27 protein-coding genes are annotated in these 23,671 nt (G+C 59.5%); 15 read left to right on the forward strand and 12 right to left on the reverse strand.

Annotation, left to right across the window (positions count from 1 at the left end; genetic code table 11):
* Positions 1–4 precede the first annotated feature (4 nt).
* The 6 genes from rhaM to ASG68_RS02785 form a co-directional block, all read right to left on the reverse strand.
* Positions 5–319: an L-rhamnose mutarotase gene (gene rhaM, locus ASG68_RS02760; RefSeq protein ID WP_062583352.1), complete on the reverse strand. Its 315-nt coding sequence runs from the start codon at positions 317–319 to the stop codon at positions 5–7.
* 12 nt (positions 320–331) lie between these two features.
* A complete protein-coding gene (locus ASG68_RS02765) occupies positions 332–1,336 on the reverse strand; it encodes an ABC transporter permease (protein WP_062583350.1) in 1,005 nt (334 codons plus the stop codon).
* The gene (locus ASG68_RS02770; RefSeq protein ID WP_062583348.1) at positions 1,333–2,313 is read right to left on the reverse strand and encodes an ABC transporter permease; all 981 of its coding nucleotides are present in this window, start codon (positions 2,311–2,313) and stop codon (positions 1,333–1,335) included. Before ASG68_RS02770 ends, ASG68_RS02765 begins: the two co-directional genes overlap by 4 nt.
* Positions 2,310–3,857, reverse strand: coding sequence for a sugar ABC transporter ATP-binding protein (locus tag ASG68_RS02775; RefSeq protein WP_062583346.1), 1,548 nt, complete (start codon positions 3,855–3,857; stop codon positions 2,310–2,312). The genes ASG68_RS02770 and ASG68_RS02775 overlap by 4 nt, the downstream gene beginning before the upstream one ends.
* A 124-nt stretch (positions 3,858–3,981) precedes the next feature.
* Complete coding sequence (gene rhaS, locus ASG68_RS02780) at positions 3,982–4,971, reverse strand: rhamnose ABC transporter substrate-binding protein (RefSeq protein ID WP_062583345.1); 990 nt, start codon at positions 4,969–4,971, stop codon at positions 3,982–3,984.
* 137 nt (positions 4,972–5,108) lie between these two features.
* Entirely contained in the window at positions 5,109–5,918 is an 810-nt protein-coding gene (locus ASG68_RS02785; RefSeq protein WP_062583342.1) for a DeoR/GlpR family DNA-binding transcription regulator, read from the reverse strand.
* 200 nt (positions 5,919–6,118) lie between these two features.
* Here ASG68_RS02785 and ASG68_RS02790 point away from each other — a divergent pair, with 200 nt between their 5' ends.
* The 6 genes from ASG68_RS02790 (at position 6,119) to ASG68_RS02815 (ending at position 11,232) form a co-directional block, all read left to right on the forward strand.
* Entirely contained in the window at positions 6,119–8,218 is a 2,100-nt protein-coding gene (locus tag ASG68_RS02790) for a bifunctional rhamnulose-1-phosphate aldolase/short-chain dehydrogenase (RefSeq protein ID WP_062609123.1), read from the forward strand.
* Positions 8,219–8,230: 12 nt separating this feature from the next.
* Positions 8,231–9,523, forward strand: coding sequence for an L-rhamnose catabolism isomerase (gene rhaI / locus ASG68_RS02795; protein ID WP_062583338.1), 1,293 nt, complete (start codon positions 8,231–8,233; stop codon positions 9,521–9,523).
* A gap of 181 nt (positions 9,524–9,704) precedes the next feature.
* Complete coding sequence (locus ASG68_RS02800; protein WP_062583336.1) at positions 9,705–9,959, forward strand: GlsB/YeaQ/YmgE family stress response membrane protein; 255 nt, start codon at positions 9,705–9,707, stop codon at positions 9,957–9,959.
* A gap of 56 nt (positions 9,960–10,015) precedes the next feature.
* Complete coding sequence (locus ASG68_RS02805; RefSeq protein ID WP_062583334.1) at positions 10,016–10,204, forward strand: hypothetical protein; 189 nt, start codon at positions 10,016–10,018, stop codon at positions 10,202–10,204.
* A gap of 40 nt (positions 10,205–10,244) precedes the next feature.
* Positions 10,245–10,706, forward strand: a complete 462-nt coding sequence (locus tag ASG68_RS02810) for a YbaK/EbsC family protein (protein WP_062583332.1) — start codon at positions 10,245–10,247, stop codon at positions 10,704–10,706.
* A 136-nt stretch (positions 10,707–10,842) separates the two neighbouring features.
* A complete protein-coding gene (locus ASG68_RS02815; RefSeq protein ID WP_062583329.1) occupies positions 10,843–11,232 on the forward strand; it encodes a DUF930 domain-containing protein in 390 nt (129 codons plus the stop codon).
* A 605-nt stretch (positions 11,233–11,837) separates the two neighbouring features.
* On the opposite strand, the gene ASG68_RS32935 is transcribed toward ASG68_RS02815, so the two are convergent.
* On the reverse strand, positions 11,838–12,059 hold the full coding sequence (locus ASG68_RS32935; RefSeq protein WP_082478229.1) for a DUF2735 domain-containing protein: 222 nt from the start codon (positions 12,057–12,059) through the stop codon (positions 11,838–11,840).
* A 466-nt stretch (positions 12,060–12,525) separates the two neighbouring features.
* On the opposite strand from ASG68_RS32935, the gene ASG68_RS02825 reads away from it, so the two are divergent.
* Positions 12,526–13,566: a glutamine synthetase beta-grasp domain-containing protein gene (locus tag ASG68_RS02825; protein WP_062583694.1), complete on the forward strand. Its 1,041-nt coding sequence runs from the start codon at positions 12,526–12,528 to the stop codon at positions 13,564–13,566.
* Positions 13,567–13,750: 184 nt separating this feature from the next.
* On the forward strand, positions 13,751–14,962 hold the full coding sequence (locus ASG68_RS02830) for an adenylate/guanylate cyclase domain-containing protein (RefSeq protein ID WP_062583318.1): 1,212 nt from the start codon (positions 13,751–13,753) through the stop codon (positions 14,960–14,962).
* A 50-nt stretch (positions 14,963–15,012) separates the two neighbouring features.
* On the opposite strand, the gene ASG68_RS02835 is transcribed toward ASG68_RS02830, so the two are convergent.
* Positions 15,013–15,483, reverse strand: coding sequence for a ferritin-like domain-containing protein (locus ASG68_RS02835; protein WP_062583315.1), 471 nt, complete (start codon positions 15,481–15,483; stop codon positions 15,013–15,015).
* Positions 15,484–15,636: 153 nt separating this feature from the next.
* Here ASG68_RS02835 and ASG68_RS02840 point away from each other — a divergent pair, with 153 nt between their 5' ends.
* Positions 15,637–16,167, forward strand: a complete 531-nt coding sequence (locus tag ASG68_RS02840) for a hypothetical protein (RefSeq protein WP_062583313.1) — start codon at positions 15,637–15,639, stop codon at positions 16,165–16,167.
* A gap of 15 nt (positions 16,168–16,182) precedes the next feature.
* Here ASG68_RS02840 and ASG68_RS30205 read toward each other — a convergent pair whose 3' ends face one another.
* The 3 genes from ASG68_RS30205 to ASG68_RS02850 form a co-directional block, all read right to left on the reverse strand.
* Positions 16,183–16,386: a hypothetical protein gene (locus ASG68_RS30205; protein WP_062602600.1), complete on the reverse strand. Its 204-nt coding sequence runs from the start codon at positions 16,384–16,386 to the stop codon at positions 16,183–16,185.
* A 65-nt stretch (positions 16,387–16,451) separates the two neighbouring features.
* Positions 16,452–17,024, reverse strand: a complete 573-nt coding sequence (recX, locus tag ASG68_RS02845; RefSeq protein ID WP_274534199.1) for a recombination regulator RecX — start codon at positions 17,022–17,024, stop codon at positions 16,452–16,454.
* On the reverse strand, positions 17,021–17,710 hold the full coding sequence (locus ASG68_RS02850) for a FadR/GntR family transcriptional regulator (protein ID WP_062583311.1): 690 nt from the start codon (positions 17,708–17,710) through the stop codon (positions 17,021–17,023). The genes recX and ASG68_RS02850 overlap by 4 nt, the downstream gene beginning before the upstream one ends.
* Before the next feature lie 187 nt (positions 17,711–17,897).
* Between ASG68_RS02850 and ASG68_RS02855 the strand changes: the two genes are divergently transcribed.
* The 5 genes from ASG68_RS02855 to hydA all read left to right on the forward strand — a co-directional run bounded on the left by ASG68_RS02855 (position 17,898) and on the right by hydA (position 22,903).
* On the forward strand, positions 17,898–18,698 hold the full coding sequence (locus tag ASG68_RS02855) for an ABC transporter substrate-binding protein (protein ID WP_062583309.1): 801 nt from the start codon (positions 17,898–17,900) through the stop codon (positions 18,696–18,698).
* Positions 18,699–18,766: 68 nt separating this feature from the next.
* The gene (locus ASG68_RS02860; protein ID WP_062583307.1) at positions 18,767–19,441 is read left to right on the forward strand and encodes an amino acid ABC transporter permease; all 675 of its coding nucleotides are present in this window, start codon (positions 18,767–18,769) and stop codon (positions 19,439–19,441) included.
* Positions 19,438–20,175, forward strand: coding sequence for an amino acid ABC transporter ATP-binding protein (locus tag ASG68_RS02865; RefSeq protein WP_062583305.1), 738 nt, complete (start codon positions 19,438–19,440; stop codon positions 20,173–20,175). The genes ASG68_RS02860 and ASG68_RS02865 overlap by 4 nt, the downstream gene beginning before the upstream one ends.
* A 29-nt stretch (positions 20,176–20,204) precedes the next feature.
* The gene (locus ASG68_RS02870; RefSeq protein ID WP_062583303.1) at positions 20,205–21,485 is read left to right on the forward strand and encodes a cysteine desulfurase-like protein; all 1,281 of its coding nucleotides are present in this window, start codon (positions 20,205–20,207) and stop codon (positions 21,483–21,485) included.
* Between the two features lie 17 nt (positions 21,486–21,502).
* Positions 21,503–22,903 (forward strand): dihydropyrimidinase, encoded by a 1,401-nt coding sequence (gene hydA, locus ASG68_RS02875; protein WP_062583301.1) that lies wholly within the window; start codon positions 21,503–21,505, stop codon positions 22,901–22,903.
* Here the strand turns inward: hydA and ASG68_RS02880 are convergent.
* A complete protein-coding gene (locus ASG68_RS02880; protein WP_062583299.1) occupies positions 22,892–23,119 on the reverse strand; it encodes a hypothetical protein in 228 nt (75 codons plus the stop codon). The genes hydA and ASG68_RS02880 overlap by 12 nt on opposite strands.
* A gap of 90 nt (positions 23,120–23,209) precedes the next feature.
* Between ASG68_RS02880 and ASG68_RS02885 the strand changes: the two genes are divergently transcribed.
* Complete coding sequence (locus ASG68_RS02885; RefSeq protein WP_062583297.1) at positions 23,210–23,668, forward strand: (2Fe-2S)-binding protein; 459 nt, start codon at positions 23,210–23,212, stop codon at positions 23,666–23,668.
* Positions 23,669–23,671: the final 3 nt, after the last annotated feature.

Consider the following 23,671-nt stretch of genomic DNA (forward strand, 5'->3'; position numbering starts at 1 on the left):
GGGATCACTTCATGTGGAAGACGGTGAGAAGCGGCACGGCGACAGGCTCGTTGTCAGCCTTCGTCTCCATAATGTCAGCCATATAGGCCCACCACTTCTGCATCACCGGATGCGACGGCAGTTCCGCCATGGTGTGATCGTCGCGCCGCCAGAGGACACCGAACAACAGGTTGGTCTCTTCGTCGAGATGAATAGAGTAATCGGAGACTCCGGCCTCCGTCAGAAGCTGCGACAGCTCCGGCCAGATCGCATCGTGGCGCGCCTTGTATTCCTCGGTCATGCCGGGATTGAGCCGCATGCGGAAAGCGTATTTTTCCATGGGGGCTTCCTCCTACCGCGTCGCCCGGCGGCGTGTGCGGGACCAGATGATCGGCAGCGCGATGACGCAGATCAGGAGCGCACCGATGAAGATCGACATGACGATGCCGGGCACGTTGAGGAGGCCGAGACCGAAGGTGACGAGGCCCATGATGAAGGCGGCGATGACGACGCCCTGGATGGTGCCGGAGCCGCCGAGGATCGAGACGCCGCCGAGAACGACCATGGTCACCACTTCCAGCTCCCAGCCGACCGCAATCGACGGACGGGTGGAGGCAAGGCGCGAGGTGAGCAGGACAGCCGCAATGCCGGACATGAGGCCAGTGAGGCAGAACAGGATGAACTTGACCCGCTCGACCCGCACACCGGAGAACCGCGCCGCGACCGGATTATTGCCGATGGTGAAGACCTGCCGGCCGAAATTCGTATGGTGCAGCAGCACATAATAAAGAAGAGCGAATAGCAGGAAGAGTGCGAACTCGAAGGACACCACCCACCAAACATAGCCCTGGCCGAAATAATCGAAGCCCGGCGGATAGCCTTTGAACGCCTGATCTCCCAGCACGATATAGGAGATGCCTCGGAAAAAGCTCATCGTGCCGATGGTGACAACGATCGAGGGTAGGCCGAGGCCGGTGACGAGAAAGCCGTTGAAGATGCCGCAGAGAAGGCCCGTTAGGATGCCGATGACGACCAGACCGGGAACACCGACGCCGAACTGCAGGGCGACGCCCATCGCGGTCGAGGCAAGCGCGATTATCGAGGCGACCGAAAGATCGATTTCACCGGCGATGATCAACAGCGCCATGGCGAGCGCAATGATCGCCTTTTCCGTGAAGTTGAAGGTCGCATCCGACAGCGACCAGGGCGACAGGAAATACGGTGAGGCCAGCGAGTTGACGATGAACAGGACGATCCCGACGATCAGCAGAAGCGTCGGCCAGGAGTACAGGGCCGCACGCGCTGGGCTGTCGAGACGATCGGGGATATGGCGCGTTGCATGCGCTAGGTCGGTCATGACGTGGCCTCTGCTTCACGAAGGATAAGCCGGCTGCCGCGCTTTTCGCCACGGGCGTTGAGCACAACAGCCAGGATGATGGCAGCGCCGGAGATCGCCATCTGCCAGAAGGGCGAGACGTTGATAACAGGCAGCGCCGAGTTGATGACGCCGAGGAACAGGGCGCCGAGCAGCGCGCCGGCAACCGTGCCGACACCGCCGGAGATGGAAATGCCGCCGATCACACAGGCTGCGATGATGGTGAGTTCATAACCCTTGGCGACCTCGACCGAGCCGATGACGTAACGAGAAACCCAGAGATAACCGCAAAAACCGGACAGCAGGCCGGAGATCAGGAAGGTCGCGAACTTGGTGCGGCCGACATCGATACCGGCATAGACGGATGCCGTCGGGTTGACACCAACCGCATAGATGGCGCGGCCGAGCGAGGTACGCGTCATCAGGATGAAGAAGGCGATAGCGACGATGATGGCATACCAGGAGAGCGCCGGCAGGCCGAGGAACTCGATGCGGGTATATTGCACAAAGGCCGGGCTTAGCTTGTCGGCATTCACCCACTGGCCGCCGGCGATCAGGAAGATGATACCGCGATAGATGGTGAGCGTGCCGAGCGTCACGACGATGGCCGGAATGTTCAGGAGCCAGATCAGAATACCGTTGAAGGCGCCGAGCGCGAGGCCGCAGAGGCAGGCAAAGAGCATCAGCGCCGGAATCGGGATCGCCGGAAAGGCGGCGTTGATCAGCGCCACGATCATGCCCGTGAGCGCCAGATTGGAGGCCATGGACAGGTCGATCGAGCGCGTCAGGATAACCGCCATCTGGCCGAGCGCCAGGATCATCAGCATGGCGGTATCGTTGAAGATGCCGGCCAGCTTGTCCGTGGCGGCAAAGCCCGGCGCGCGCAGGTTGGTTGCGATGACCATGACCGCGACGATGGCGGCCAGCCAGAATTCGCGGGATCGGATAACGGTTTTCATGCCGCTTTCTCCCCAATGCCGGCGGCGGCGCGGACCAGCGTCTCCGCGTCGAAGCCGTCGTTCTTTTCGATTGTCGTGACGATGCGGCCTTCACGCATGACGATGATGCGATCGCTCATGCCCATCACTTCCGGTAGTTCAGACGAAACCATGATGACGGCCAATCCTTGAGCGGCAAGCTCGCTCATGAATGCATGAACGGCCGCCTTCGAGCCGATGTCGATGCCCTTGGTCGGCTCATCGAGAATGATGACACGCGGCTTGGTGGCGAGCCACTTGGCAATGACCACCTTCTGCTGGTTGCCGCCGGACAGCGTGCCGGCGTTCTGGCTGAGCGAAGCGGCACGCAGGTCGAGCCGCGTCGCATATTCGCGTGCCAGCGCAAACTCTTCGGCGAGACGCAGGAAACCGTTCTTCGAGGTGCGACGCAGCGAGGGAAGCGCGATGTTCTGGACGATGGGCATATCGACGACCACGCCCTGCTTGCCGCGCTCTTCCGGCACATAGACGATACCGTTCTCGATCGCCGCCGCCGGGCTGCGGATGACGGCGATGTCATCGCCGATCCGGACCGCACCCTTAGACGGCTTGGTGATACCGATCAGCGCCTGCATCAGTTCGCTCCGGCCGGCACCGACGAGGCCGTAGAAGCCGAGGATTTCGCCCTTGCGCAGCGAGAAGTTGATGTCGGCGAATTCGGTCGGGTGGCAGTAGCCGGACACTGTCAACACGGTTTCGCCGAGTGTCGTTTCCTGCTTGGGGAAAACATGCTCGACGGAACGGCCAACCATCATGCGGACGATCGTATCCTGGTTCGTATCGGCGATCAGGCCGCTTCCGACCATTTCGCCATCACGGAAGACCGTATAGCGATCAGCGATGCGATAGATTTCGTCGAACTTGTGCGAGATGAACAGGATCGCCTTGCCGTTCTTTTTCAGGAGTTCCATCAGTTCGAACAGATCCTGGATTTCCTTGTAGGAGAGCGCGGCCGTCGGCTCGTCCATGATCACCACGTCGGCGTCGATCGACAGCGCGCGCGCCACGGCGACGAGATGCTTGTTGGCGATGCTGAGATCCTTCAAGCGAGTGTCAGGCTCGATATGGCCGGCACCGATCTCCTTCAGGAGCTTGCCCGACTTCTCGCGCATGAGGCCCCAATCGACGGTCTTGAAACGGGTCTTCGGCGCATGGCCGAGATAGATGTTTTCCGCAACGCTCAGCTCGTCGAAAAGCACCGTTTCCTGATGGATGGCGGTGATGCCGAGCTTGAAGGCAGCATGCGGGGAGGACAGCGTGACCGGTTCGCCGTCGATGCGGATTTCGCCTTCGTCGGGCTGATAGATGCCGGTCATGGTCTTGACCAGCGTCGACTTGCCGGCACCGTTTTCGCCGATCAGGGCGGTGACCTGACCGGGATACAGCTCAAGCGCAACCTTGTGCAGGGCGCGAACACCGGGGAAGGTCTTGGTGATGCCGGACAGCGTGATCCTCGGCGTCGAAGATGCAGGCATGCTCTCGGGCTTGCGTTGGGGCAATGTCATTTGGGTCAGCTTCGTTTCAATCGGTTACGGCAATCGCCCGAAAGGCCGGGCCGCCAGGCGGTGCGTAAACCGCGTCCGCGGATCTGACCGGCGACATCAGCCGCCGGCCAGATTGATGCGCGGATCAGTAGATCTTCGAGAATTCCTCGATGTTCGACTTGTCAAACGTGAACGGGGCAGCCATGGCGGCCGAGTTCGTGTCATCGAGGGTGATTTCGCCAACCTTGCCGATCGAGAACTTCGCGCCCGGCTTGGCTTCGGTGCCGCCGATCAGCTGGTGGCTGAGGTAGACAGCGGAGTAGCCGAGGTCGATCGGGTTCCACAGAGCAACGGCCTGCGAGGAACCGTTGTCGATGAACTGCTTGAACTCGGACGGCAGAGCGAGGCCCGTGACGTTGATCTTGCCGATCAGCTTGTCGTCTGTCACGACCTGGGCAGCGGCAACGACGCCGACGGTGGTCGGAGCAATGATGGCCTTGAGGTTCGGGTAGGACGAGATCAGGCCCTTGGCTTCGTTGGTGCTCTTGACCGAGTCGTCATCGCCGTAAACGACCGAGACGAGGTTGATCTTCGGGAACTTCTCCGGAAGGATCTTCTTGGCAGCATCGATCCAGGCGTTCTGGTTGGTGGCTGTCGAGGAAGCCGAGAGGATGGCGACGTCGCCGCCTTCCGGCAGGTAGTCAGCAGCGAGCTTGATGATGGTTTCGCCGATCAGGTTGGTATCGGACGGGTTGAGGTGAATCTGGCGGCCTTCCGGAGCCACGCCGGAATCCCACGAGATGACCTTGATACCGCGATCCATGGCCTTCTTCAGAACCGGAACGAGCGCGTCCGGATCATTCGACGAAATGGCAATCGCGTTGACGTTCTGGGCGATCAGCGAGTTGACGATTTCGATCTGGCCTTCGGCGGTTGCCGAAGTCGGGCCGGTATAGATCACTTCAACGCCGCCGATTTCCTTGGCTGCGTTTTCAGCACCCTTGGCTGCGGCGTCAAAGAAGCCGTTGCCGAGCGACTTTACCACCAGAGCGATCTTTTCCGCAGCCATTGCAGGAGCGGTCATCATGGTTGCCGCCAGAGCGGTCGTCAGGGCCAAAGTCTTCAGAAATTTCATTACGTTCTCCTCCCTATAAGCCGCGCGCAGCCCCATTGGCCCGCCTTGTCCGGCTCAGTTCTATCAATCTCATCGGTTACCTTTCGGGCGAAACGCCGTCGCAAGCCCCCTTTGAACTCCCCCCTTCCCCGTTGGCATCATGCCGTCGAGGAAGCGTTTTCCTTCGTGTCCGGCTTCGTATTGGCGATAACCAAACCGACGCCGGCATCTTCGAGCATCTGGACGTGTCGGTCCTCGATGCCGGAATCCGTGATCACCGTGGTGATGCGCTTCAGCCCGCAGAGAATGAGGCTGGAGCGTTTGTGAAATTTCGACGAGTCGATCAGCACGACGAGTTCGTCGGCCTGATCGATCAGCTTCTGCTCTGCCTGGATGAGCAGCGGATCGCCCTCCATCAAACCGAGCGGGCCAAGGCCCTGGGCGCCCATGAACATACGGCGCGCATAGAAATTGCGCGTCACGTCATTATCGAAGGGGCTGAGGATGATGTTCTGCTCGCGGTAGATCGTGCCGCCGGACAGCATCACCGTGTTCTTCGAGTGCTTCAGCAGATGCTCGGCGATTGGGAAGGAATTGGTGAACACCTGCATGCGGCGGTTGGCGAGGAAATGCACCATCTGGAAGGTGGTCGTGCCGCCGTTGATGATGATCGGCTCGCCGTCCTGACAGAGCGCCACCGCTTCCTTGGCGATCGCCTGCTTCTGGCGGGCATGCAGGCCCTCATTGACGCTGAAGGGGCGCCCGGCCAGACCGACGAACTGCGGCGGGTTGATCGCTTCGGCGCCGCCGCGCACCCGGCGAAGACGCTTCTGCACATGCAGCGCCGCGATATCCCTGCGGATCGTCGCTTCGGAACTGTCCGTCAGATCGACCAGTTCAGGCACGGTGATGACCGGCTTGTCCTGGACAGCTGACAGAATGATCCTGTGTCGCTCTTTCTCGTGCATTGCGCTCCTCCAACAGTGTCTATGCTTCCATCACGAACGCGCATTGTCAATCACAATCAGTCATATTTTTTCATTGTGCAGTGCAATATGATTGTTTTTGATCGTTTGTGATTGACAGCGGCGCGGATTTTATGTGATCTGACGCCAACCAATGCGCTCCCGACCCACGGGCATGCGCGGCATTACCGGGAGGAAATGAGATGCTCGACAAGCAACAAGGCTCGCGCCTTGCCAATCTTTGGGATGACAGCAAGGCGGCAGGAATGAGCGAGCCGGAACGGCTTCTCTATCGCTCCAACCTGCTCGGCTCCGACAAGCGCATCACCAATTACGGCGGCGGCAATACCTCCGCAAAAGTCATGGAAAAGGATCCGCTCGGCGGCGGTACGGTCGAGGTTCTCTGGGTCAAGGGTTCCGGCGGCGATGTCGGCACGATCAAGATGGACGGCTTCTCGACACTCTACATGGAAAAGCTGGAAGCCCTGAAGGGCCTCTATCGCGGCCTCGAGCATGAAGACGAAATGGTCGGCTACCTGCCCCATTGCACTTTCAACCTCAATCCGCGCGCCGCGTCGATCGACACGCCGCTGCATGCCTATGTGCCGAAGAAGCACGTCGACCACATGCACCCGGACGCGATCATTGCGATTGCCGCCTCCAAGAACAGCCGCGAACTGACCCAGAAGATCTTTGGCGACGACATCGGCTGGCTGCCCTGGAAGCGTCCCGGTTTCGAACTCGGCCTCTGGCTGTCGAAATTCTGCGCCGAGAACCCCAACGCGCGCGGCCTGATCCTGGAAAGCCACGGTCTGTTCACCTGGGGCGACACCGCCAAGGAAGCCTATGAGACGACGGTCGAGATCATCAACAAGGCGATCGCCTGGTTTGAAGAGACCAACACGGCGCCGGCCTTTGGCGGCGCGGTCAAGCCGGTTCTGCCATCGGACGAACGTCGCGCGATCGCGCAAAAACTGATGCCGGTCATCCGCGGCATGATCAGCGCCGACGAGCGCAAGCTCGGCCATTTCGATGACAGCCAGGCCGTGCTCGACTTCGTCACCTCGAAGAACCTCGCACCGCTGGCAGCCCTCGGCACCTCCTGCCCCGACCATTTCCTGCGCACCAAGATCTGCCCGCTGGTCATCGATTTCGATCCGGCCAATCCGGATATCGACAAGACGCTTGCCGGCCTTGAAGCCGCGATCGCCGAATACCGTGCCGGCTACGCCACCTATTACGAGCGCTGCAAGCGCGACAACAGCCCGGCGATGCGCGATCCGAATGCGGTCGTTTACCTTATCCCCGGCGTCGGCATGATCACCTTTGCCAAGGACAAGGCGACGGCCCGCATTTCCGGCGAATTCTACGTTAACGCCATCAATGTCATGCGCGGCGCCTCCGGCGTTTCGACCTATGTCGGCCTGCCGGAACAGGAAGCCTTCGACATCGAATACTGGCTGCTCGAGGAAGCCAAGCTGCAGCGCATGCCGAAGCCGAAGATGTTGGCCGGCAAGATCGCGCTCGTCACCGGCGGCGCCGGCGGCATCGGCAAGGCAACCGCTCATCGCCTGATGCAGGAAGGTGCCTGCGTTGTGCTCGCGGACATCGACGAAGCAGCTCTCGATTCCGCCTTGGGTGAACTCGGCGGCCGCTACGGCAAGGATTTCGTCCGTGCCGTCACCATGAACGTCACCGACGAGACCGCCGTCGCCAAGAGCTTCGCCGATACGCTTCTCGAATTCGGCGGCCTCGACATTCTCGTTTCCAATGCCGGCCTCGCCTCTTCCGCACCGATCGAGGATACGTCGCTGGCGCTGTGGAACAAGAACATGGACATTCTCGCGACGGGCTATTTCCTCGTTTCGCGCGAAGCCTTCCGCATCTTCCGCAACCAGAAGGCCGGCGGCAACGTCGTCTTCGTCGCCTCGAAGAACGGCCTTGCCGCTTCGCCGGGCGCTTCGGCCTATTGCACGGCAAAGGCGGCCGAAATCCACCTGGCTCGCTGCCTCGCGCTCGAAGGTGCGAGCGCCCAGATCCGCGTCAACGTCGTCAACCCCGATGCCGTCCTGCGCGGATCGAAGATCTGGTCGGGTGAGTGGAAGGAACAGCGCGCAGCCGTCTACAAGACTGACATGGAAGGATTGGAGGCGATGTACCGCGACCGTTCCATGCTGAAGCTTTCGGTCTTCCCGGAAGACATTGCCGAAGCGATCTACTTCCTCGCTTCCGACATGTCGGCCAAGTCGACCGGCAACATCATCAATGTCGATGCGGGCAATGCCCAGTCGTTCACACGCTGATCGGAGGCTGACATGACACTGATGATCACACGCGACGTCATCGACGCCGACAATGCCAAGCGCATCGCCGACCTGAAGGCGGACTATGACCATCTCGGCACGCAGCTTGCGCGCCGGGGCGTCGATATCAATGCTATCAAAGAGAAAGTATCGGCTTACGGAGTTGCCGTCCCGTCCTGGGGTGTGGGCACCGGCGGCACGCGCTTTGCCCGCTTCCCCGGAGCCGGCGAGCCACGCAACATCTTCGACAAGATCGAGGATTGCTCGGTCATCCAGCAGTTGACCCGCGCCACCCCGACCGTGTCTCTGCACATTCCGTGGGACAAGGTCGATGACCTGAAGGGCCTGAAGGAAAAGGGCAACGCGCTGGGCCTCGGCTTCGACGCGATGAACTCCAACACCTTCTCGGACGCACCAGATCAGGCGCATTCCTACAAGTTCGGCTCGCTCTCCCATGCAGATGCCGCAACGCGCCAACAAGCGGTCGATCACAATCTCGAATGCATCGAGATCGGCAAGGCACTCGGTTCGAAGGCACTGACCGTCTGGATCGGCGACGGCTCCAACTTCCCCGGCCAGACCAACTTCACCAAGAGCTTCGAGCGTTATCTCGATGCCATGAAAAAGGTCTATGCGGCCCTGCCGTCGGACTGGAAGGTGTTCACCGAACACAAGATGTTCGAGCCGGCCTTCTATTCGACCGTGGTGCAGGACTGGGGCACCAACTACCTGATCGCCCAGGAACTCGGCCCCAAGGCCTATTGCCTCGTCGATCTCGGCCATCATGCGCCGAACGTCAATATCGAGATGATCGTGGCCCGCCTGATCCAGTTCAAGAAGCTCGGCGGTTTCCACTTCAACGACTCGAAATATGGCGACGACGATCTGGATACGGGTTCGATCGACCCCTACCGCCTGTTCCTCGTCTTCAACGAACTGGTCGACGCCGAAACTCGCAACGCCGAAGGCTTTGCCCCGGCGCACATGCTCGACCAGAGCCACAATGTCACCGACCCGATCGAGAGCCTGATGAACTCCGCGACCGAAGTCAGCCGCGCCTATGCGCAGGCCCTGCTGGTCGATCGCAAGGCGCTTGAAGGATATCAGGACGGCAACGACGCACTGATGGCGACGGAAACGCTCAAGGCCGCCTTCCGCACCCATGTCGAACCGATCCTCGCCATGTCACGCTATGAAGCAGGCGGCGCCATCGCCCCGGTCGCCGCTTACCGGGCGAGCGGTTACCGCGCCAAGGTGGCGGGCGAACGGCCCGCTTCGAAGAGTGGCGGTGGCGGGATCGTCTGACACCTCTGACAAAACGGCTCCGATGCATGTCCGCTCCGGGGCCGTTTTCATTTCCGGGCCATGTCGATGCAGCCGAGGCTCGCCAGCACTCGATTCGGCTGGAAAATTTCCCTTCTGGCCTCTATCGCAATCGCTTTGCTGCGCTATCTTGCTTTGGAGATACAACGGAAAGGAACCATCCATGGGTATCGAAAGCATCCTCGTCTTCATTCTCATCGGCGCTGTTGCTGGCTGGCTCGCCGGCGTCATCGTTTCCGGCTTCGGTTTCGGCCTCCTGGGCAATATCGTCGTCGGCATTATCGGCGCATTCATCGCCGGCGCACTTTTCCCGCGGTTGGGCTTCGGCGCCGATGGCGGCATTCTCTGGGCGATCATCCACGCCACCCTCGGCGCCGTCATTCTTCTCGTGCTGATCAGGATCGTAAAACGCGCCTGACACGCCTTTTTGACCTGGGCCCGCCCCCAGGCGGGCCTTTTCCTATGGGAGATATCATGTCCGACCTTTACGATCCGCGGATCGAGCAAGCCCTGAGTTCCTTCATCAGCGATCATCCCGAAATCCACACGCGTGAACAGGCGATCGCCGCTATCCTGGTCAACTGGTTCACCAGCCACGGCTATCTGCCGCACGACCAGGAGGGCATTCGTCCGGAAAACCTTGACGCGTCGAACGACGACTGAAACAAATCCGGTCATTCCTCATTCCATCTCCCGAGACATCATGAGCCTTTCCTCCGTCAAGACCTTCTTTGCCGAACATGCGCCCGATATCGACGTTATCGAACTCACGCAAAGTACCGCGACGGTCGCGCTTGCGGCGGAAGGTCACGGGGTCGAGCCGGCACAGATCGCGAAGACATTGGCGCTGCGGGTCGCCGACGAAGTGATCCTGATTGTTACCCGTGGCGACGCCCGCCTCGACAACAAGAAATACAAGGCGCGCTTTGCCACCAAGGCGCGCATGCTCGGCTTCGATGAGGTCGAGGCCGAGACCGGCCATCCCGTCGGCGGTGTCTGCCCGTTCGGACTGGTCAAGCCGCACAAGATTTATTGCGATATTTCGCTCAAGGCGTTCGACGAAGTCGTCCCCGCCGCCGGTGCGCCGCATGCTGCCGTCAGGATCAATCCGGAGCGCATGGCTACCCTCGCTTCGGCCGAATGGATCGACGTTTCCGAGATTTAGCGACACGATTGAGGCAGTGCTGCCTTTTAATGAACACAAAGCTTGCCTTGAAGTTAACGCCGGATCATGGCGCGCTTCGGCCTGAGGCGCATTCAGCCTTTTCCTTTCCTGTCATGACGAAGGAGTTTACGACGCAATGAACAGGCTTGTGTGCTTGGCTCTGCTGACGACCGCGATTGCGGGACCGGCAATTGCCATGGATCAGTCGCTGGTGCGGCAATTCGAGAAACTTGACCCGCAGACCCGCCTCGAACAGCGATGCGACACGGAAGCGATGTGGAAAATCATTGCGGACAAGACCGCCTATAAGCCGGATAAGGTGATTGCCTACACGTTTGCGGATCCGGTGGTCGAAAATGATCAGATCAGAGCGCCGGGCGCAGTCTTCCGCAGCAAGGGGGAATGGTACAAGCTCAAATACAAATGCAGCACTGGCCCGGACCACATCGAGGTGCTGTCATTCAAGTACAAGATCGGCGATTTGATCCCGCACGAAGAATGGGACGCGCACTATCTCTATCCGTAAGCCCGGCGCTTGAGGCCTCCGCAGCCTTTTCTCTCGCCCGTTACAGGACGACGAACAGGATCATGGCTGAGCCGAGCGAAAGCGCGGCCATGATGTTCAAGAGCGTCTTCATGATATGGTCAGTCATGTCGAACAACCTCGGTTCGGACAGGAACAGCCTTTGCCATCCGGCTCTGCCACCTGCCTCGCGGTGAACTTAGCCCGCTTCGGCAGCATCGCCGCCGATTGCGCCAAATCTCCTATCGCACAACGGATCAACCGTGTTTTTGATCCATGCGTGGACGATTCTGCTCTAATTTGCGCCTGATTGATTAAGAATGCGTCACACACGACGAGCGCATCGTTAAAGCCTGTTAACCACGATGCGCCTGCTTGCTTGCGCGGGACCGACGTGATCGCAACGGCGAAGCGTTAGCGGCGGCGAACGCTGGAATCAGAGGTTTTCGTGGGAAAAGCCCTTCATGGACGCTGGGCAGGCAAGCTGCAACATCGGGGAAGTCTTGGCGCAGACTTCAGGCAAACGCGGACTATGTCAAACGCGCACCGATGAGAGGGAAATCGATGAGAAGGCTACGGGCGGGGCAACCGGTGCTGACCTGTCGAGATCAGGACTTCGGCTTCTGTTCTTCGCGGACCGCTTCATCGTGGTACCAGCTGTGATAGTCGACAACCATCACATTCTTCGGCTGGAAATCGGTAACAGTTGCCGGCTTGTCAAAGCGGCGGCCCATCAAATTCCGCCCACCGGCGGGAAACTGAAATATCATGGCGGTCTCGCCAGTCGAAATCATTGCCATCTGCCATTTTCCTTTTTTAATCGATCTCATCCGATCGATTTTTTTGACTATAGCAGACTTGCGCGGGAAATGCGCGGATTGATTAAAAAAAAATCACAAAGCCTAAAAAATAGGCCATTTTTTAGGCAGGTGCACTTTGGAGGGATTTTCGAGATAAATTTTGTGCGTGTGCACTTAAATCAAATTACCCCGAATTTTGCGCAAATTTCGCGCAAAGCGACGTGTTTTCTCAAAAAAACGACTCTGAAATTGAGAAAAATGAGGCCGTTTTGGCCAAAAAACTCCAAATTTGCCAGTGACTTCGCAATTTCGGGCCACCGCAGCACCTTGCACTGCACCAATCGGCCGAAAAATGGTCAGCGCGCTTAAAAAATCGCTCTTTTTTCTCGCCGCCTTCAAACTGGCACGCCGCATGCATGTCAAAGGGCAGCCGTTGGCGGCGGGCCACGGTTCTGATTTTCAGTGGTTCGCATCATCAACCCATGAGAGGTTAGAAATGACGAAATTCAAGCTCGAGTACATCTGGCTCGATGGTTATACGCCGGTTCCGAATCTTCGCGGCAAGACGCAGATCAAGGAATTCGAATCCTTCCCGACGCTCGAGCAGCTCCCGCTCTGGGGCTTTGACGGCTCCTCCACGATGCAGGCCGAAGGCCGCTCGTCTGACTGCGTCCTGAAGCCGGTTGCTATCTACCCCGATCCGGCCCGTACGAACGGCGCTCTCGTCATGTGCGAAGTCATGATGCCGGATGGTGTCACACCGCATCCGTCCAACGCCCGCGCCACCATCCTCGACGACGAAGGCGCATGGTTCGGCTTCGAACAGGAATACTTCTTCTACCGCGACGGCCGTCCACTCGGCTTCCCGGAACACGGCTACCCGGCTCCGCAGGGTCCGTACTACACTGGCGTCGGCTATTCGAACGTCGGCGACATCGCCCGCGAAATCGTTGAAGAGCATCTCGACCTTTGCCTCGCTGCCGGTATCAACCACGAAGGCATCAACGCCGAAGTGGCCAAGGGCCAGTGGGAGTTCCAGGTATTCGGCAAGGGCTCGAAGAAGGCTGCCGACGAAGTCTGGATGGCTCGCTACCTGTTGCTCCGCCTGACGGAAAAGTACGGCGTCGATATCGAGTTCCATTGCAAGCCGCTCGGCGACACCGACTGGAACGGCTCGGGCATGCATGCGAACTTCTCGACCGAATACCTGCGCACTGTCGGCGGCAAGGACTATTTCGAAGCCCTGATGGCTGCCTTCGACAAGAACCTGATGGACCACATCGCCGTCTACGGTCCTGATAACGACAAGCGCCTGACCGGCAAGCATGAAACCGCTCCGTGGAACAAGTTCTCCTATGGCGTGGCTGACCGTGGCGCCTCCATCCGCGTACCGCACTCCTTCATCAAGAACGACTACAAGGGCTACCTGGAAGACCGCCGCCCTAATTCGCAGGGCGACCCCTACCAGATCGCTTCGCAGATTCTGAAGACGATCGCCGAAGTTCCGACGGAAGGCAGCGTTTCCGCCGCCGCTTAATCGAAATCCCATGGCGTCGATTGTTTTCAATCGGCGCCATGATTCTGTCTGGCCATGGCAGATCCGGCCCCAGCGCAGGAAACTCGCTTTCGACCTATACTTCTGCTGATTGTACTCTGGTAATCCGATCTCGCCGTCACTAGATTCACGGCTTGCAGACAGATGAAGAGAACGCGGTGTAGCCATGCAATTTCCTCCCGGCACCACTTCCAGCCTCCTCCGTGACAGCGACGTGCTGTCGGTCGATAGCAGCAGCCTTATCGACTGGCTGATGACCGAAACGCAGGAAGAGCGCTTCATCGACAACATCTTCGTCGAGCTGTGCGACAAGCTGCTGGAGGCCGGGATCCCCGTCTCTCGCGGCACGCTGCATTTCCGGACGTTGCACCCGCAATGGCTCGGCGCGAAGATTCTCTGGCGCAAGGGTCTGCGCGAAGCGGAAATCAGCACCTTCGGTTACGGGGTCGAGGACACCGCGCAATTCCGCCACAGCCCTGTGAGTGATATCCACGGCGGGGCCGCTGTGGTGCGCCAGCATCTGGAACCCGGCTTCCCGTCGCCGGCCTATCCGCTCTATGACGAACTCCGGGCCGAAGGGCATACGGATTACATCGCTTGGCCGCTCAAGCATACGCTGGGCAAGCAGCATATCATCACCTTCGGCAGCGACCGCCCGGGCGGCTTCAGCGACGACGACCTTCGTTTCCTCGCCGATCTGTTGCCTGCCTTCGCGCTCGTCAGCGAAATCCGGTTGAAGAACCGGCTCGCCCGAACTTTGCTGGAAACCTATGTCGGCCCGCATGCCAGCGAACAGATCCTGGCCGGGGCCACGACCCGCGGCAGCGGCGTGACCGTCGGCGCCGCCATCATGATCTGCGACCTGCGCGACTTTACCGGCATTTCCGACCTCTGGCCGCGCGACGACGTCATCGAACTGCTCAACGGTTATTTCGACGCCATGTCGGAACCGATCGAAAAGCACGGCGGGGAAATCCTGAAGTTCATGGGCGATGGCCTGCTGGCGATCTTTCCGTTGAGCAACCCCAACGCCTCCACCGATCTGCTGCACGCAATCCGCGAGGCGCAGGTCTCGATGGAGGCCCTGAATGCCGCCAATATCAAGAAAGGTCACAAGCCGCTGGGCTACGGCATAGGTGTCCATGTGGGTGACGTGATGTATGGCAATATCGGTTCGCGCAGTCGCCTCGATTTCACCGTCATCGGGCCGGCCGTCAACATCGCATCTCGGCTGGAGAGCCTGACCAAGGAGTTGAAGCGCCCGGTTCTTCTGTCGCGCGCTTTCGTCGAGATGGCGGGATGCCAGGCCGGCATGGAACACCTTGGTTTCCATCCCCTTCGTGGGCTTGGCGACCCGATCGAAGTCTTGGCATTCTGATGCGAGGCCTGCGGAAGCAGGCCGCACAAGGCCTCAATGCCGCATAGCGCTCACTTGTTGATTGACGTAACCGCCAGGTTGGTCAGTTTGTTGTTGGTTGCCTTTTCCTGGTCGAGGATTTCGCTGAGAAGGACATGAGCCTCCTCGTTTCCGAGGACCTTGGCCCATTCGCGCAGCGAGCCGTAGCGGGCGATCTCGTAATGCTCGACAGCCTGTGATGCAGCCAGAAGTCCGGCATCCAGCGCTACGCCCTCTCCCTCTTCGATCAATCCATCGGCCTCTTTCAACAGACCTTCAATGGCATCGCACTTGACGCCTTCCGGCTTCTTTCCGATTGTCTTGAAGACCTTCTTCAGGGTTTCGATCTGGCCCTTTGTCTCCTCAAGATGATGCTCGACCGCCGCCTTCAATTTCGCGTCCTTGGCCGCTTTCGCGACCTTGGGCAACGCCTTGGTGATGGCATTTTCCGCGTAATAGACGTCCTGCAGCGTATGTTCGAAGAGTTCGGCGAGCGTTTTCATTGGAATCTCCTGGTTGTGGCTTTCGAAACGCCCCTCCCTCGACTTCGTTCCCTCGTATTGCCCAATTTCCCCAATCCGCCCGACGCTAGGGCTGACGGTCATTGAACTTTCTGGAATCACGCGCGTTGATGAAGATCATGGGAGAAGAACCATATGGCGCATGCTCATCCCTTCGGCACTTCTGGCGACGCATTGCTGTCGGACGCCGAAATCCTGGATCAGGCAGAGCTCCTCGTTGACGATTTCCTCGCCTTCATGCGGCGCGAGGAAATCTGGAACGATATCCTCGACGTCAACACCCTGCCGACATCCAAGACAACGCTCGTCAACGCCTTTCGCCTTGTGATCGCGACAGAACTTCGCCCGGACTATCGCCGGCAACTTGCGAGAGCCGGGCTTATGCTTGCCAGGTTTCACAGGGATATTGGCCCCAGAATGTCGTTGATCCCGGTTTGCCCGAACGACACGCCGTGGCACACCACTCCCGACATGACCGTCGAGGAGCAGCAGGCCTATCTCGACAGGTTCGACAGCGCCTATGCGCTGGTGACATCCGATCTGAAACGACTTGGCGGACTGTTCGAGGCTTCCATCGACCTTGCGACAAGACGCGAAATGCACCGGCAGGCCCAGCACAATTCCAATGGTACCGACGGTACCTACACCTGGTATGGCCACCACTGAGCAAGTCTACGGTGCCTAGCTCAGATCCCTCATGGCATCGAACGGACCGACATGCTGCGGCGGGTCTGGGTTTTCGTCGGGATTGGGCACCGGCACCTCATCGGGTAGCCTGTCAGGTTCCGGCTCCTCGACCGGCGGCACCGGCCGCTCCAGAGGCGGAATAGTAGGAATGCCTCCGGGTGTCTCCGGGCCGGGGATTGGATCAGCGGGTATGGTCATTTCGGATCTCCCTGTGTCCTTTCCCAAACACGGATATCCGGACTATGTTCCCAAAGTCGGGCCGACTATTGCGGCCCCGACAGCACCAGCTCCTCGGCCTCGTCGCGGCTCATGGCAAAGACGCGCTTGCCGATTTCGAACGAGAAGCCTTGCCGGGCAAAGGCTGACAGTTCCTTGACCTTTCGCTGCTCATCGAGATCGCTGCGCCGGAACGGGCCGAAGCCACGCTTGCGGGCAAAGACGACCGCCGCGAACAGGTCGTTGCTTTCTTCCAGAGCGGCAATGGCGATTTCGCTATCGATGCCCTTGGCCGACAGTTTTTGTGCGATGACGCGTTTCGATTTGCCGCTGCGCACGGCGCTGCGCGTCTTGATCCCAGCATAGGCCGCATCGTCCAGCCCCTTGATCTCATGGGCGAACGTCACGGCGAAGGTTGCAGTCGCCTTCACCTGTGCCGGAGTGATGTCTTCGAACTTCTCCTTCGCCTTGCGGGATACGGCGTCGAAAAGTTCCTTTTCCGTCATCATCTTACGCCCGAGGCGATACACCGTCGAATTTTTCGCCCAGGACAACATCCGCTTGGTCGGTACGTCGGATTGCGCTTCGATGTCCGGTTGCTGCTCGCCGTCAGTTGTCACGGTTCCAGCCCCGCACAGCGCGCCGTGTTGCGGATATGCGTTTCCATTTCCAGTCGCGCCCCGGCCGGATCGTTGGCACGCAATGCTGCGATGATGCGGCGATGTTCCGCGATGGACGCGCTCATCCGTGCCGGGTCGGTAATGGGGATCGGCTGCCGCTGGGTCGCCGTCAATTGCTCGCGAACGGTCTGGTAGAGCGCACGCAACATGGCATTGCTGCAGGCGGATGCAATAATGGCATGAAATTCCAGATCCGCCTCGACATTGGCCAGCAAGTCCTGCTTAGCCCATCCTTCTTCCATCTGTTGTGTCGCCCGCTCCATCTGATCAAGCTGGTTAGCCATCAGGCGACCCGCCGAAAGGGCCGCAATCTGCCCTTCCAGCATGATGCGTGTCTGGAAAACATCGAAAACGGAGTAACTGTCAGAATATGGCCAAGGACCCATGTGATTGGAGGCGGAAGACGGCCCCCCGGAAACGAAGGTCCCTCGCCCCGCCTCCGTTTTCAGCAGGCCCAATGTTTCCAGGGTCAGCAACGCCTCCCGCAGCGACGCGCGGCTGATCCCGAATTTCTGCGAAAACTCCCGTTGCGAGGGAATTTTCTCTCCCGGCTTGAGACTGCCGTTCTGGATCATGCTCTGGATTTCGCGGGCAACGGATTGCGGGACCAGTGTCTTGTTCAGCATTGCGTGTTTTCCATCTGCCCCTGCGGTGCGGCTCTCTGGCATTGTGAAGAGCCCAATCCCGCGCCAAGTCTATTTTATCGACACCACGTCTTGCAATTGCCAAACAGGCATGCTTCCTTGGTCTTACTGGTCTGACCAGTTAGACCAAGCGTAGCCGTGTTAATGCCAAAAAATCAAGGGGAACCTCATGAAAGCGCTGACACTCATCACCTCCACCATTCTGTCCGGCCTTTTGGCCGCAGCAACATTCACTTCCTCCGCCATCGCTGCAGACCTGACCGTCGGAGCAAATATCGGCAACGTCCCTTGGGAGTTCCAAGACGCTTCCGGCAAGACGGTTGGTTTCGAAATCGATCTCGTAACGGAAATCGGCAAGCGGCTCGGCAAGTCGGTCGAGTTCGTCAACATCCCGTTCAGCGGCCTGTTCTCGGCTGTTCAGTCCGGGCGTATCAACATGGCGGTGTCCTCCATCACCATTACTGAAAAGCGGCTGGAATCCGTGACCTTCGCGCAGCCCTACTACGACAGCGACCAGTCGCTGACGGTAACAGCGGCAAGCGGCATCACCGGCCTTTCCGGCATGGAAGGCAAGGTCGTCGGCGTCGACACCGGCTCGACCGGAGACATGTGGGCCACCAACAACACCGCGCAGTACAAGCTGGGCGAAATCCGCAAGTTTGAAGGCCTGTCGCCGGCCATGCTCGATCTCGTCGCCGGCCGTATCGATGGCTATATCAGCGACATCCCGGCCCTGCTCTATTACGTCAAGGACAAGCCGGACCTGAAGGTGGTCGAACGCATCACCACCGGCGAGAAATATTCGGTCATGTTCAACAAGGACGATCCTCTCGCCAAGGAAGTGAACGACGTGATCTCAACGCTGAAGAAGGAAGGTTTTGTCGCAAAGCTGCATGAAACCTGGTTCGGTGCAAAGGCCGAGGACACGACTTCGACCGTGATGGTCATGGACATGCCTGCCGCCAAGTAAACCGCGACCTCCTGTGATGGTGGCGCTGCCACGCCGCCATCACATCCACGCAGACTGCCGGTGGCCTCATGAACCTGCTCAATACCTTCTTCAACATACCGATCCTGATCGACACGTTTCCGCTTCTCCTTTCGGGATTGCTGGTCACGCTGGAGATCGGTGTCACCAGCATCATCGCCGGCCTGATCGGTGGACTCTTCCTGGCACTGATTCGGCTGTATGGCCCTGGCCCTGTGCCCTTTCTTGCCAAGATCTATATCGACATCTTCCGCTCGATCCCGCTTCTGGTGCTGCTGATCGTCGTCTACTACGCCCTGCCGTTCGTCGGCATCCGCTTCTCCCCCTTCGTCTCCGCCGTCGTGGCGCTGACGCTGGTTTCATCGGCCTATACCGCCGAAATCTTCCGCGCGGGCATCGAGGCCATTCCGCACGGCCAGTTCGAAGCCTCCCAGGCGCTCGGCCTCTCTGCGCGCCACATGATGGTCGATGTGATCCTGCCGCAGGCGATCAAGATCGTCATTCCGCCACTGACCAACAACTGCATCAACGTCCTGAAGGACACGGCGCTCGCGTCCGTCGTCGCCATGCCGGACCTGTTGAAGCAGGCAACCCAGGCGCAAGCACTGTCGGCCAATCCGACGCCACTCATCGGTGCGGCGTTGATCTATGTCGCCCTACTCTGGCCGCTGGTCAGCATCGTGGCACGGCTGGAAAAACGCTTCGGCAGGGAGAAGCGCCCATGAGCCCGCTCATCAGGATCAGCAATCTGAAAAAGGCCTACGGTATCTTCACGGTATTGCATGGCATCGATCTCGACATTGCCGAAGGCGAGGTGGTCTGCGTCATCGGTCCTTCGGGATCAGGAAAGTCCACTTTGATCCGCTGCATCAACCGGTTGGAGGCCTTTTCCGACGACAGCAGTATCGTGGTCGACGGCGTTACGGTCGGCCCCGGCAAGGCGCTGGCGAAGGTGCGCGCCGAGGTCGGCATGGTGTTCCAGTCGTTCAACCTGTTTCCGCATCTGACGGTGCTGAAAAACGTCATGCTGGCACCGATGCGGGTACGCGGCACGAAGCCCGCGGAGGCCGAACGAAAGGCCCGCGAACTGCTGGCCCGCGTCGGCATCGAAACCCAGGCGGAAAAATATCCCGGCAAGCTTTCGGGCGGCCAGCAGCAACGCGTGGCGATTGCCCGCGCACTGGCGATGGAGCCCAAGGTGATGCTGTTCGACGAGCCCACCTCGTCACTCGATCCGGAAATGGTTGGCGAAGTGCTGGACGTGATGAAGACGCTTGCCGGCACCGGCGTCACCATGGTCGTCGTCACCCATGAAATGGGTTTTGCCCGCCAGGTGGCCGATCGCGTCATCTTCATGGATGGCGGCCGCATCATCGAGCAGGGCACGCCGGCCGAAATCTTCGACAATCCCAAGGAAGAGAGGACACGCAGCTTTCTGCGCGCCGTTCTCGAACACTGAGAAAAACAAAATCGGGTCTGGAGGACCACATGCCCCATCAAGACACATCCGTTCAGAACGGCCTGGATATAGACTTTGTCCGCAGCCAGTTTCCCGGTCTTTCCCATGGCTGGACCTTCTTCGACAATGCCGGCGGATCGCAGATCCTGAAGCGCGCGGTCGAGCGAATCAACACGTTCCTCTATGACAGGAATGTCCAGATCGGCGGCAGTTACGAAGTATCCCAAGCTGCCGCGAAGGCACTCTACGAAGCACGCACTGCAGCGATGCACCTCGTCAATGCGTCACGGCCGGAGGAAATCGTCTTCGGCAATTCGACGACGGCGCTCTTGCAGAATCTCGCCCGCGCCATGACGAGCCAATTTAAGCCTGGTGACGAGATCATCGTCACCATCGCCGATCATGAATCCAACATTGGCCCCTGGGACAGGCTGCGCGACGCCGGCATGGTCATCAAGACCTGGCCGCTCAACAAGGACACCTACACGCTCGATCTCGCCGACCTCGAGCCGCTGATGTCGGAGCGCACGAAACTCGTCTGCATCACCCATGTGTCGAACATCCTGGGGTCCATCAACCCCGTGCGCGCGATCGCCGATTTCGTCCATGAAAGGGGGGCACGGATCTGCGTGGATGCTGTCGCCTATGCGCCCCATCGCGCGGTCGATGTGCAGGCTTTCGATGCCGATTATTACGTCTTCAGCCTCTACAAGACCTATGGCCCGCATTATGCGCTGATGTACGGCAAATACGATCATCTGCTGGAACTGGATACGCTCTACCACTATTTCTACGGCAAGGACAAAGTGCCCGGCAAGCTGGAGCCCGGCAATCCGAACTACGAGCTTGCCTATGCGACCTGCGGCATCGTCGATTACCTCGGAGAACTCGGCGAACAGGCAGGCACAACGGGATCGATCCGCGAGAAGATCGTCGCGGCCTATGGCGCGATCGCCGTGCAGGAAAATGCCCTTGTCGAGCGCCTTCTGACCTATCTGCGCGGCCGCAACGACTGCCGTATCATCGGCCACAGCGCCAACCGCGACGGTACCCGCATCCCGACCATCAGCTTTGTCTTCGACGGCAGGGATTCGGCGGAGATCTGCAAGGCGATGGATGCCCACCGGATCGCCATCCGGTTCGGCGACTTCCACTCGCGGCGCCTCGCCGAATATCTGGATCTCACGGAAAACAACGGCATGGTCCGTGTTTCGATGGTCCATTACAACACGATCGAGGAGATCGACCGGATGACCAAGGCGCTGGACACGATTCTGGGATCGACCACCGGCTCCGCAACCGCTGCCTGACCAACCGGAGAGACCGCATGCCATTTGATACGATCATCCGTAACGGCACCGTCGTCACAGCCAGCGATACCTTCCGCTGCGATGTCGGCATTCGCGACGGTCGCATCGCGGCCATGGCCGAAAGCCTCACCGATGCGCCGGAGATCATTGATGCCAGCGGTCTCTATGTCATGCCCGGCGGCATCGACAGCCATGTACATATTGCGCAACCCTCCGGCGACGGCATCGTCATGGCCGACGATTTCGCCAGCGGTACACTGTCCGCGGCTTTCGGCGGCAATACGACGATCATGCCGTTCTGCCTGCAGGAAAAGGGCATGACGCTGAGGGAAGCGCTCAAGGTCTATCACGCCAAGGCGGATGGCGAATGTTATGTCGATGTCAGCTTTCACATCATCGTCTCCGACCCGACAAGCTACGTGCTGGGCCAGGAACTCCCTGCCCTGGTCGAAGACGGCTACACCTCGATCAAGGTCTTCATGACCTATGAGAACCTGCGCCTGCGCGACGACGAAATCCTGGCGACGCTGGACAGCGCAAGGACCTCCGGCGCGCTGGTCATGGTCCATTGCGAAAACGAGGACGCGATCCGCTTCCTGATCGGCCGCCATGAGGCCAATGGCGAACTTGCTCCGAAATATCACGCGACGAGCCGGCCGGTCGCCGCCGAACGGGAAGCAACCCACCGTGCGCTTTCGCTCGCCGAAATCGTCGACACGCCGATCGTCATCGTTCATGTCTCGAACCGCGAGGCGATGGAAGAGATCCAGCGGGCGCGCGGGCGCGGCAGCAAGGTGGCCGGCGAAACCTGCCCCCAATACCTGATGCTGACCGCCGACGATCTCGATGCCACCGAACTGGAAGGCGCGAAATTCGTCTGCTCGCCGCCGCCTCGCGACAGGGAAAGCCAGATTGCGTGCTGGGAGGGTCTGCAGAACGGCACGTTCGATTTGTTCTCCTCCGACCACTGCCCGTTCCGCTACGACGACGACACCGGAAAGCTCAACGAGAAGGGCAAGAGAAACTTCCGCTGGATCCCAAACGGCATTCCCGGTGTGGAGACACGGCTGCCGATCCTGTTTTCGGAAGGTGTGGCCAAGGGCCGGATCGATCTCAACCGGTTCGTTGCGCTTTCTTCCACCAACCACGCCAAGCTCTACGGCCTTTATCCGCGCAAGGGCACAATCGCCATCGGCTCGGACGCCGACATCGCGCTCTGGGACCCGAATAAATCCGTTGTGATCACCAACGACATCCTGCACCACGGTGCTGACTACACACCCTATGAGGGGTTGGAGGTGACCGGATGGCCGGTGCGGGTGATGGTGCGTGGCAAGACAGTGACCGATGGCGACGAACGCGTCGCCGCCAAGGGGGCCGGCAACTACCTTGAACGAGGCAGGTCCTCACTCAAATAACCCGGACGGAAATATTATCTGAGCGTTTATGGAAGCAGGCGGATCGATATCGGTCTGCTCCGTTTCCATGGATGATGGTCCCCGGCTGACCGCGGCAGCAATCTCTCGATCGGCCACAAAACGCAACCTCATGCTGCCGCCGATCATATTCTCGGCCACCTCAGCGAGAACCGGCTCTTTTATCCGCTTCCAGCACTGGAAATGCGGTTCGGTCAAACTACCTGTTCATGATCGGCATCCAGTTGAAATTCAATTTTCAATCCCGCGCGGCCGCATGCGGTCCCGGAAAAATCGTGAGGCTGCACCGTGGTTACTTTCACACTGAATGGAAAAGAACGGAGTTTCGACGGAGATCCGGATACGCCACTACTCTGGGTGATCCGTGATTTCGAAAAACTGACCGGCACCAAATATGGTTGCGGCGTTGCCCAGTGTGGTGCCTGCACCGTTCATCTCGACGGCATGACGCGCCGCTCCTGCATCACGCCGATCTCGACGGTCGATGGTTCCGAGGTCATCACTATCGAGGGGATCGAGGGACCGGAAGCAAAGGCGGTGCAGGCCGCCTGGGTCGCGATCGACGTTCCGCAATGCGGCTACTGTCAATCCGGGCAGATCATGTCTGCCGTCGCGCTTCTGCAAGTCACGCCGAAACCCAGCGATGCCGATATCGATGGCGCCATGGCCGGCAATCTCTGTCGATGCGCGACCTATCATCGAATCCGGCAGGCGATCCACAATGCCGCCGATGCGATGGAGGGTTGAGCC

Source organism: Rhizobium sp. Leaf453, from assembly GCF_001425605.1.
Classification (GTDB): Bacteria; Pseudomonadota; Alphaproteobacteria; order Rhizobiales; family Rhizobiaceae; genus Pararhizobium.

Excerpts from the sequence above, each read along its gene's own strand:
- ASG68_RS02825 (WP_062583694.1), top strand. The coding sequence starts at position 12,526 with ATGACGAAATTCAAGCTCGAGTACATCTGGCTCGATGGTTATACGCCG.
- ASG68_RS02860 (WP_062583307.1), top strand. The coding sequence starts at position 18,767 with ATGAACCTGCTCAATACCTTCTTCAACATACCGATCCTGATCGACACG.
- ASG68_RS02835 (WP_062583315.1), bottom strand. The coding sequence starts at position 15,483 with ATGAAAACGCTCGCCGAACTCTTCGAACATACGCTGCAGGACGTCTAT.
- hydA (WP_062583301.1), top strand. The coding sequence starts at position 21,503 with ATGCCATTTGATACGATCATCCGTAACGGCACCGTCGTCACAGCCAGC.
- rhaI (WP_062583338.1), top strand. The coding sequence starts at position 8,231 with ATGACACTGATGATCACACGCGACGTCATCGACGCCGACAATGCCAAG.
- ASG68_RS02765 (WP_062583350.1), bottom strand. The coding sequence starts at position 1,336 with ATGACCGACCTAGCGCATGCAACGCGCCATATCCCCGATCGTCTCGAC.
- rhaM (WP_062583352.1), bottom strand. The coding sequence starts at position 319 with ATGGAAAAATACGCTTTCCGCATGCGGCTCAATCCCGGCATGACCGAG.
- ASG68_RS02850 (WP_062583311.1), bottom strand. The coding sequence starts at position 17,710 with ATGCTGAACAAGACACTGGTCCCGCAATCCGTTGCCCGCGAAATCCAG.
- ASG68_RS02810 (WP_062583332.1), top strand. The coding sequence starts at position 10,245 with ATGAGCCTTTCCTCCGTCAAGACCTTCTTTGCCGAACATGCGCCCGAT.
- ASG68_RS02775 (WP_062583346.1), bottom strand. The coding sequence starts at position 3,857 with ATGACATTGCCCCAACGCAAGCCCGAGAGCATGCCTGCATCTTCGACG.
- rhaS (WP_062583345.1), bottom strand. The coding sequence starts at position 4,971 with ATGAAATTTCTGAAGACTTTGGCCCTGACGACCGCTCTGGCGGCAACC.
- ASG68_RS02790 (WP_062609123.1), top strand. The coding sequence starts at position 6,119 with ATGCTCGACAAGCAACAAGGCTCGCGCCTTGCCAATCTTTGGGATGAC.
- ASG68_RS02805 (WP_062583334.1), top strand. The coding sequence starts at position 10,016 with ATGTCCGACCTTTACGATCCGCGGATCGAGCAAGCCCTGAGTTCCTTC.
- ASG68_RS02800 (WP_062583336.1), top strand. The coding sequence starts at position 9,705 with ATGGGTATCGAAAGCATCCTCGTCTTCATTCTCATCGGCGCTGTTGCT.
- ASG68_RS02870 (WP_062583303.1), top strand. The coding sequence starts at position 20,205 with ATGCCCCATCAAGACACATCCGTTCAGAACGGCCTGGATATAGACTTT.
- ASG68_RS02785 (WP_062583342.1), bottom strand. The coding sequence starts at position 5,918 with ATGCACGAGAAAGAGCGACACAGGATCATTCTGTCAGCTGTCCAGGAC.
- ASG68_RS02770 (WP_062583348.1), bottom strand. The coding sequence starts at position 2,313 with ATGAAAACCGTTATCCGATCCCGCGAATTCTGGCTGGCCGCCATCGTC.
- ASG68_RS02830 (WP_062583318.1), top strand. The coding sequence starts at position 13,751 with ATGCAATTTCCTCCCGGCACCACTTCCAGCCTCCTCCGTGACAGCGAC.
- ASG68_RS32935 (WP_082478229.1), bottom strand. The coding sequence starts at position 12,059 with ATGAGATCGATTAAAAAAGGAAAATGGCAGATGGCAATGATTTCGACT.
- ASG68_RS02865 (WP_062583305.1), top strand. The coding sequence starts at position 19,438 with ATGAGCCCGCTCATCAGGATCAGCAATCTGAAAAAGGCCTACGGTATC.
- ASG68_RS02815 (WP_062583329.1), top strand. The coding sequence starts at position 10,843 with ATGAACAGGCTTGTGTGCTTGGCTCTGCTGACGACCGCGATTGCGGGA.
- ASG68_RS02855 (WP_062583309.1), top strand. The coding sequence starts at position 17,898 with ATGAAAGCGCTGACACTCATCACCTCCACCATTCTGTCCGGCCTTTTG.
- ASG68_RS30205 (WP_062602600.1), bottom strand. The coding sequence starts at position 16,386 with ATGACCATACCCGCTGATCCAATCCCCGGCCCGGAGACACCCGGAGGC.
- ASG68_RS02840 (WP_062583313.1), top strand. The coding sequence starts at position 15,637 with ATGGCGCATGCTCATCCCTTCGGCACTTCTGGCGACGCATTGCTGTCG.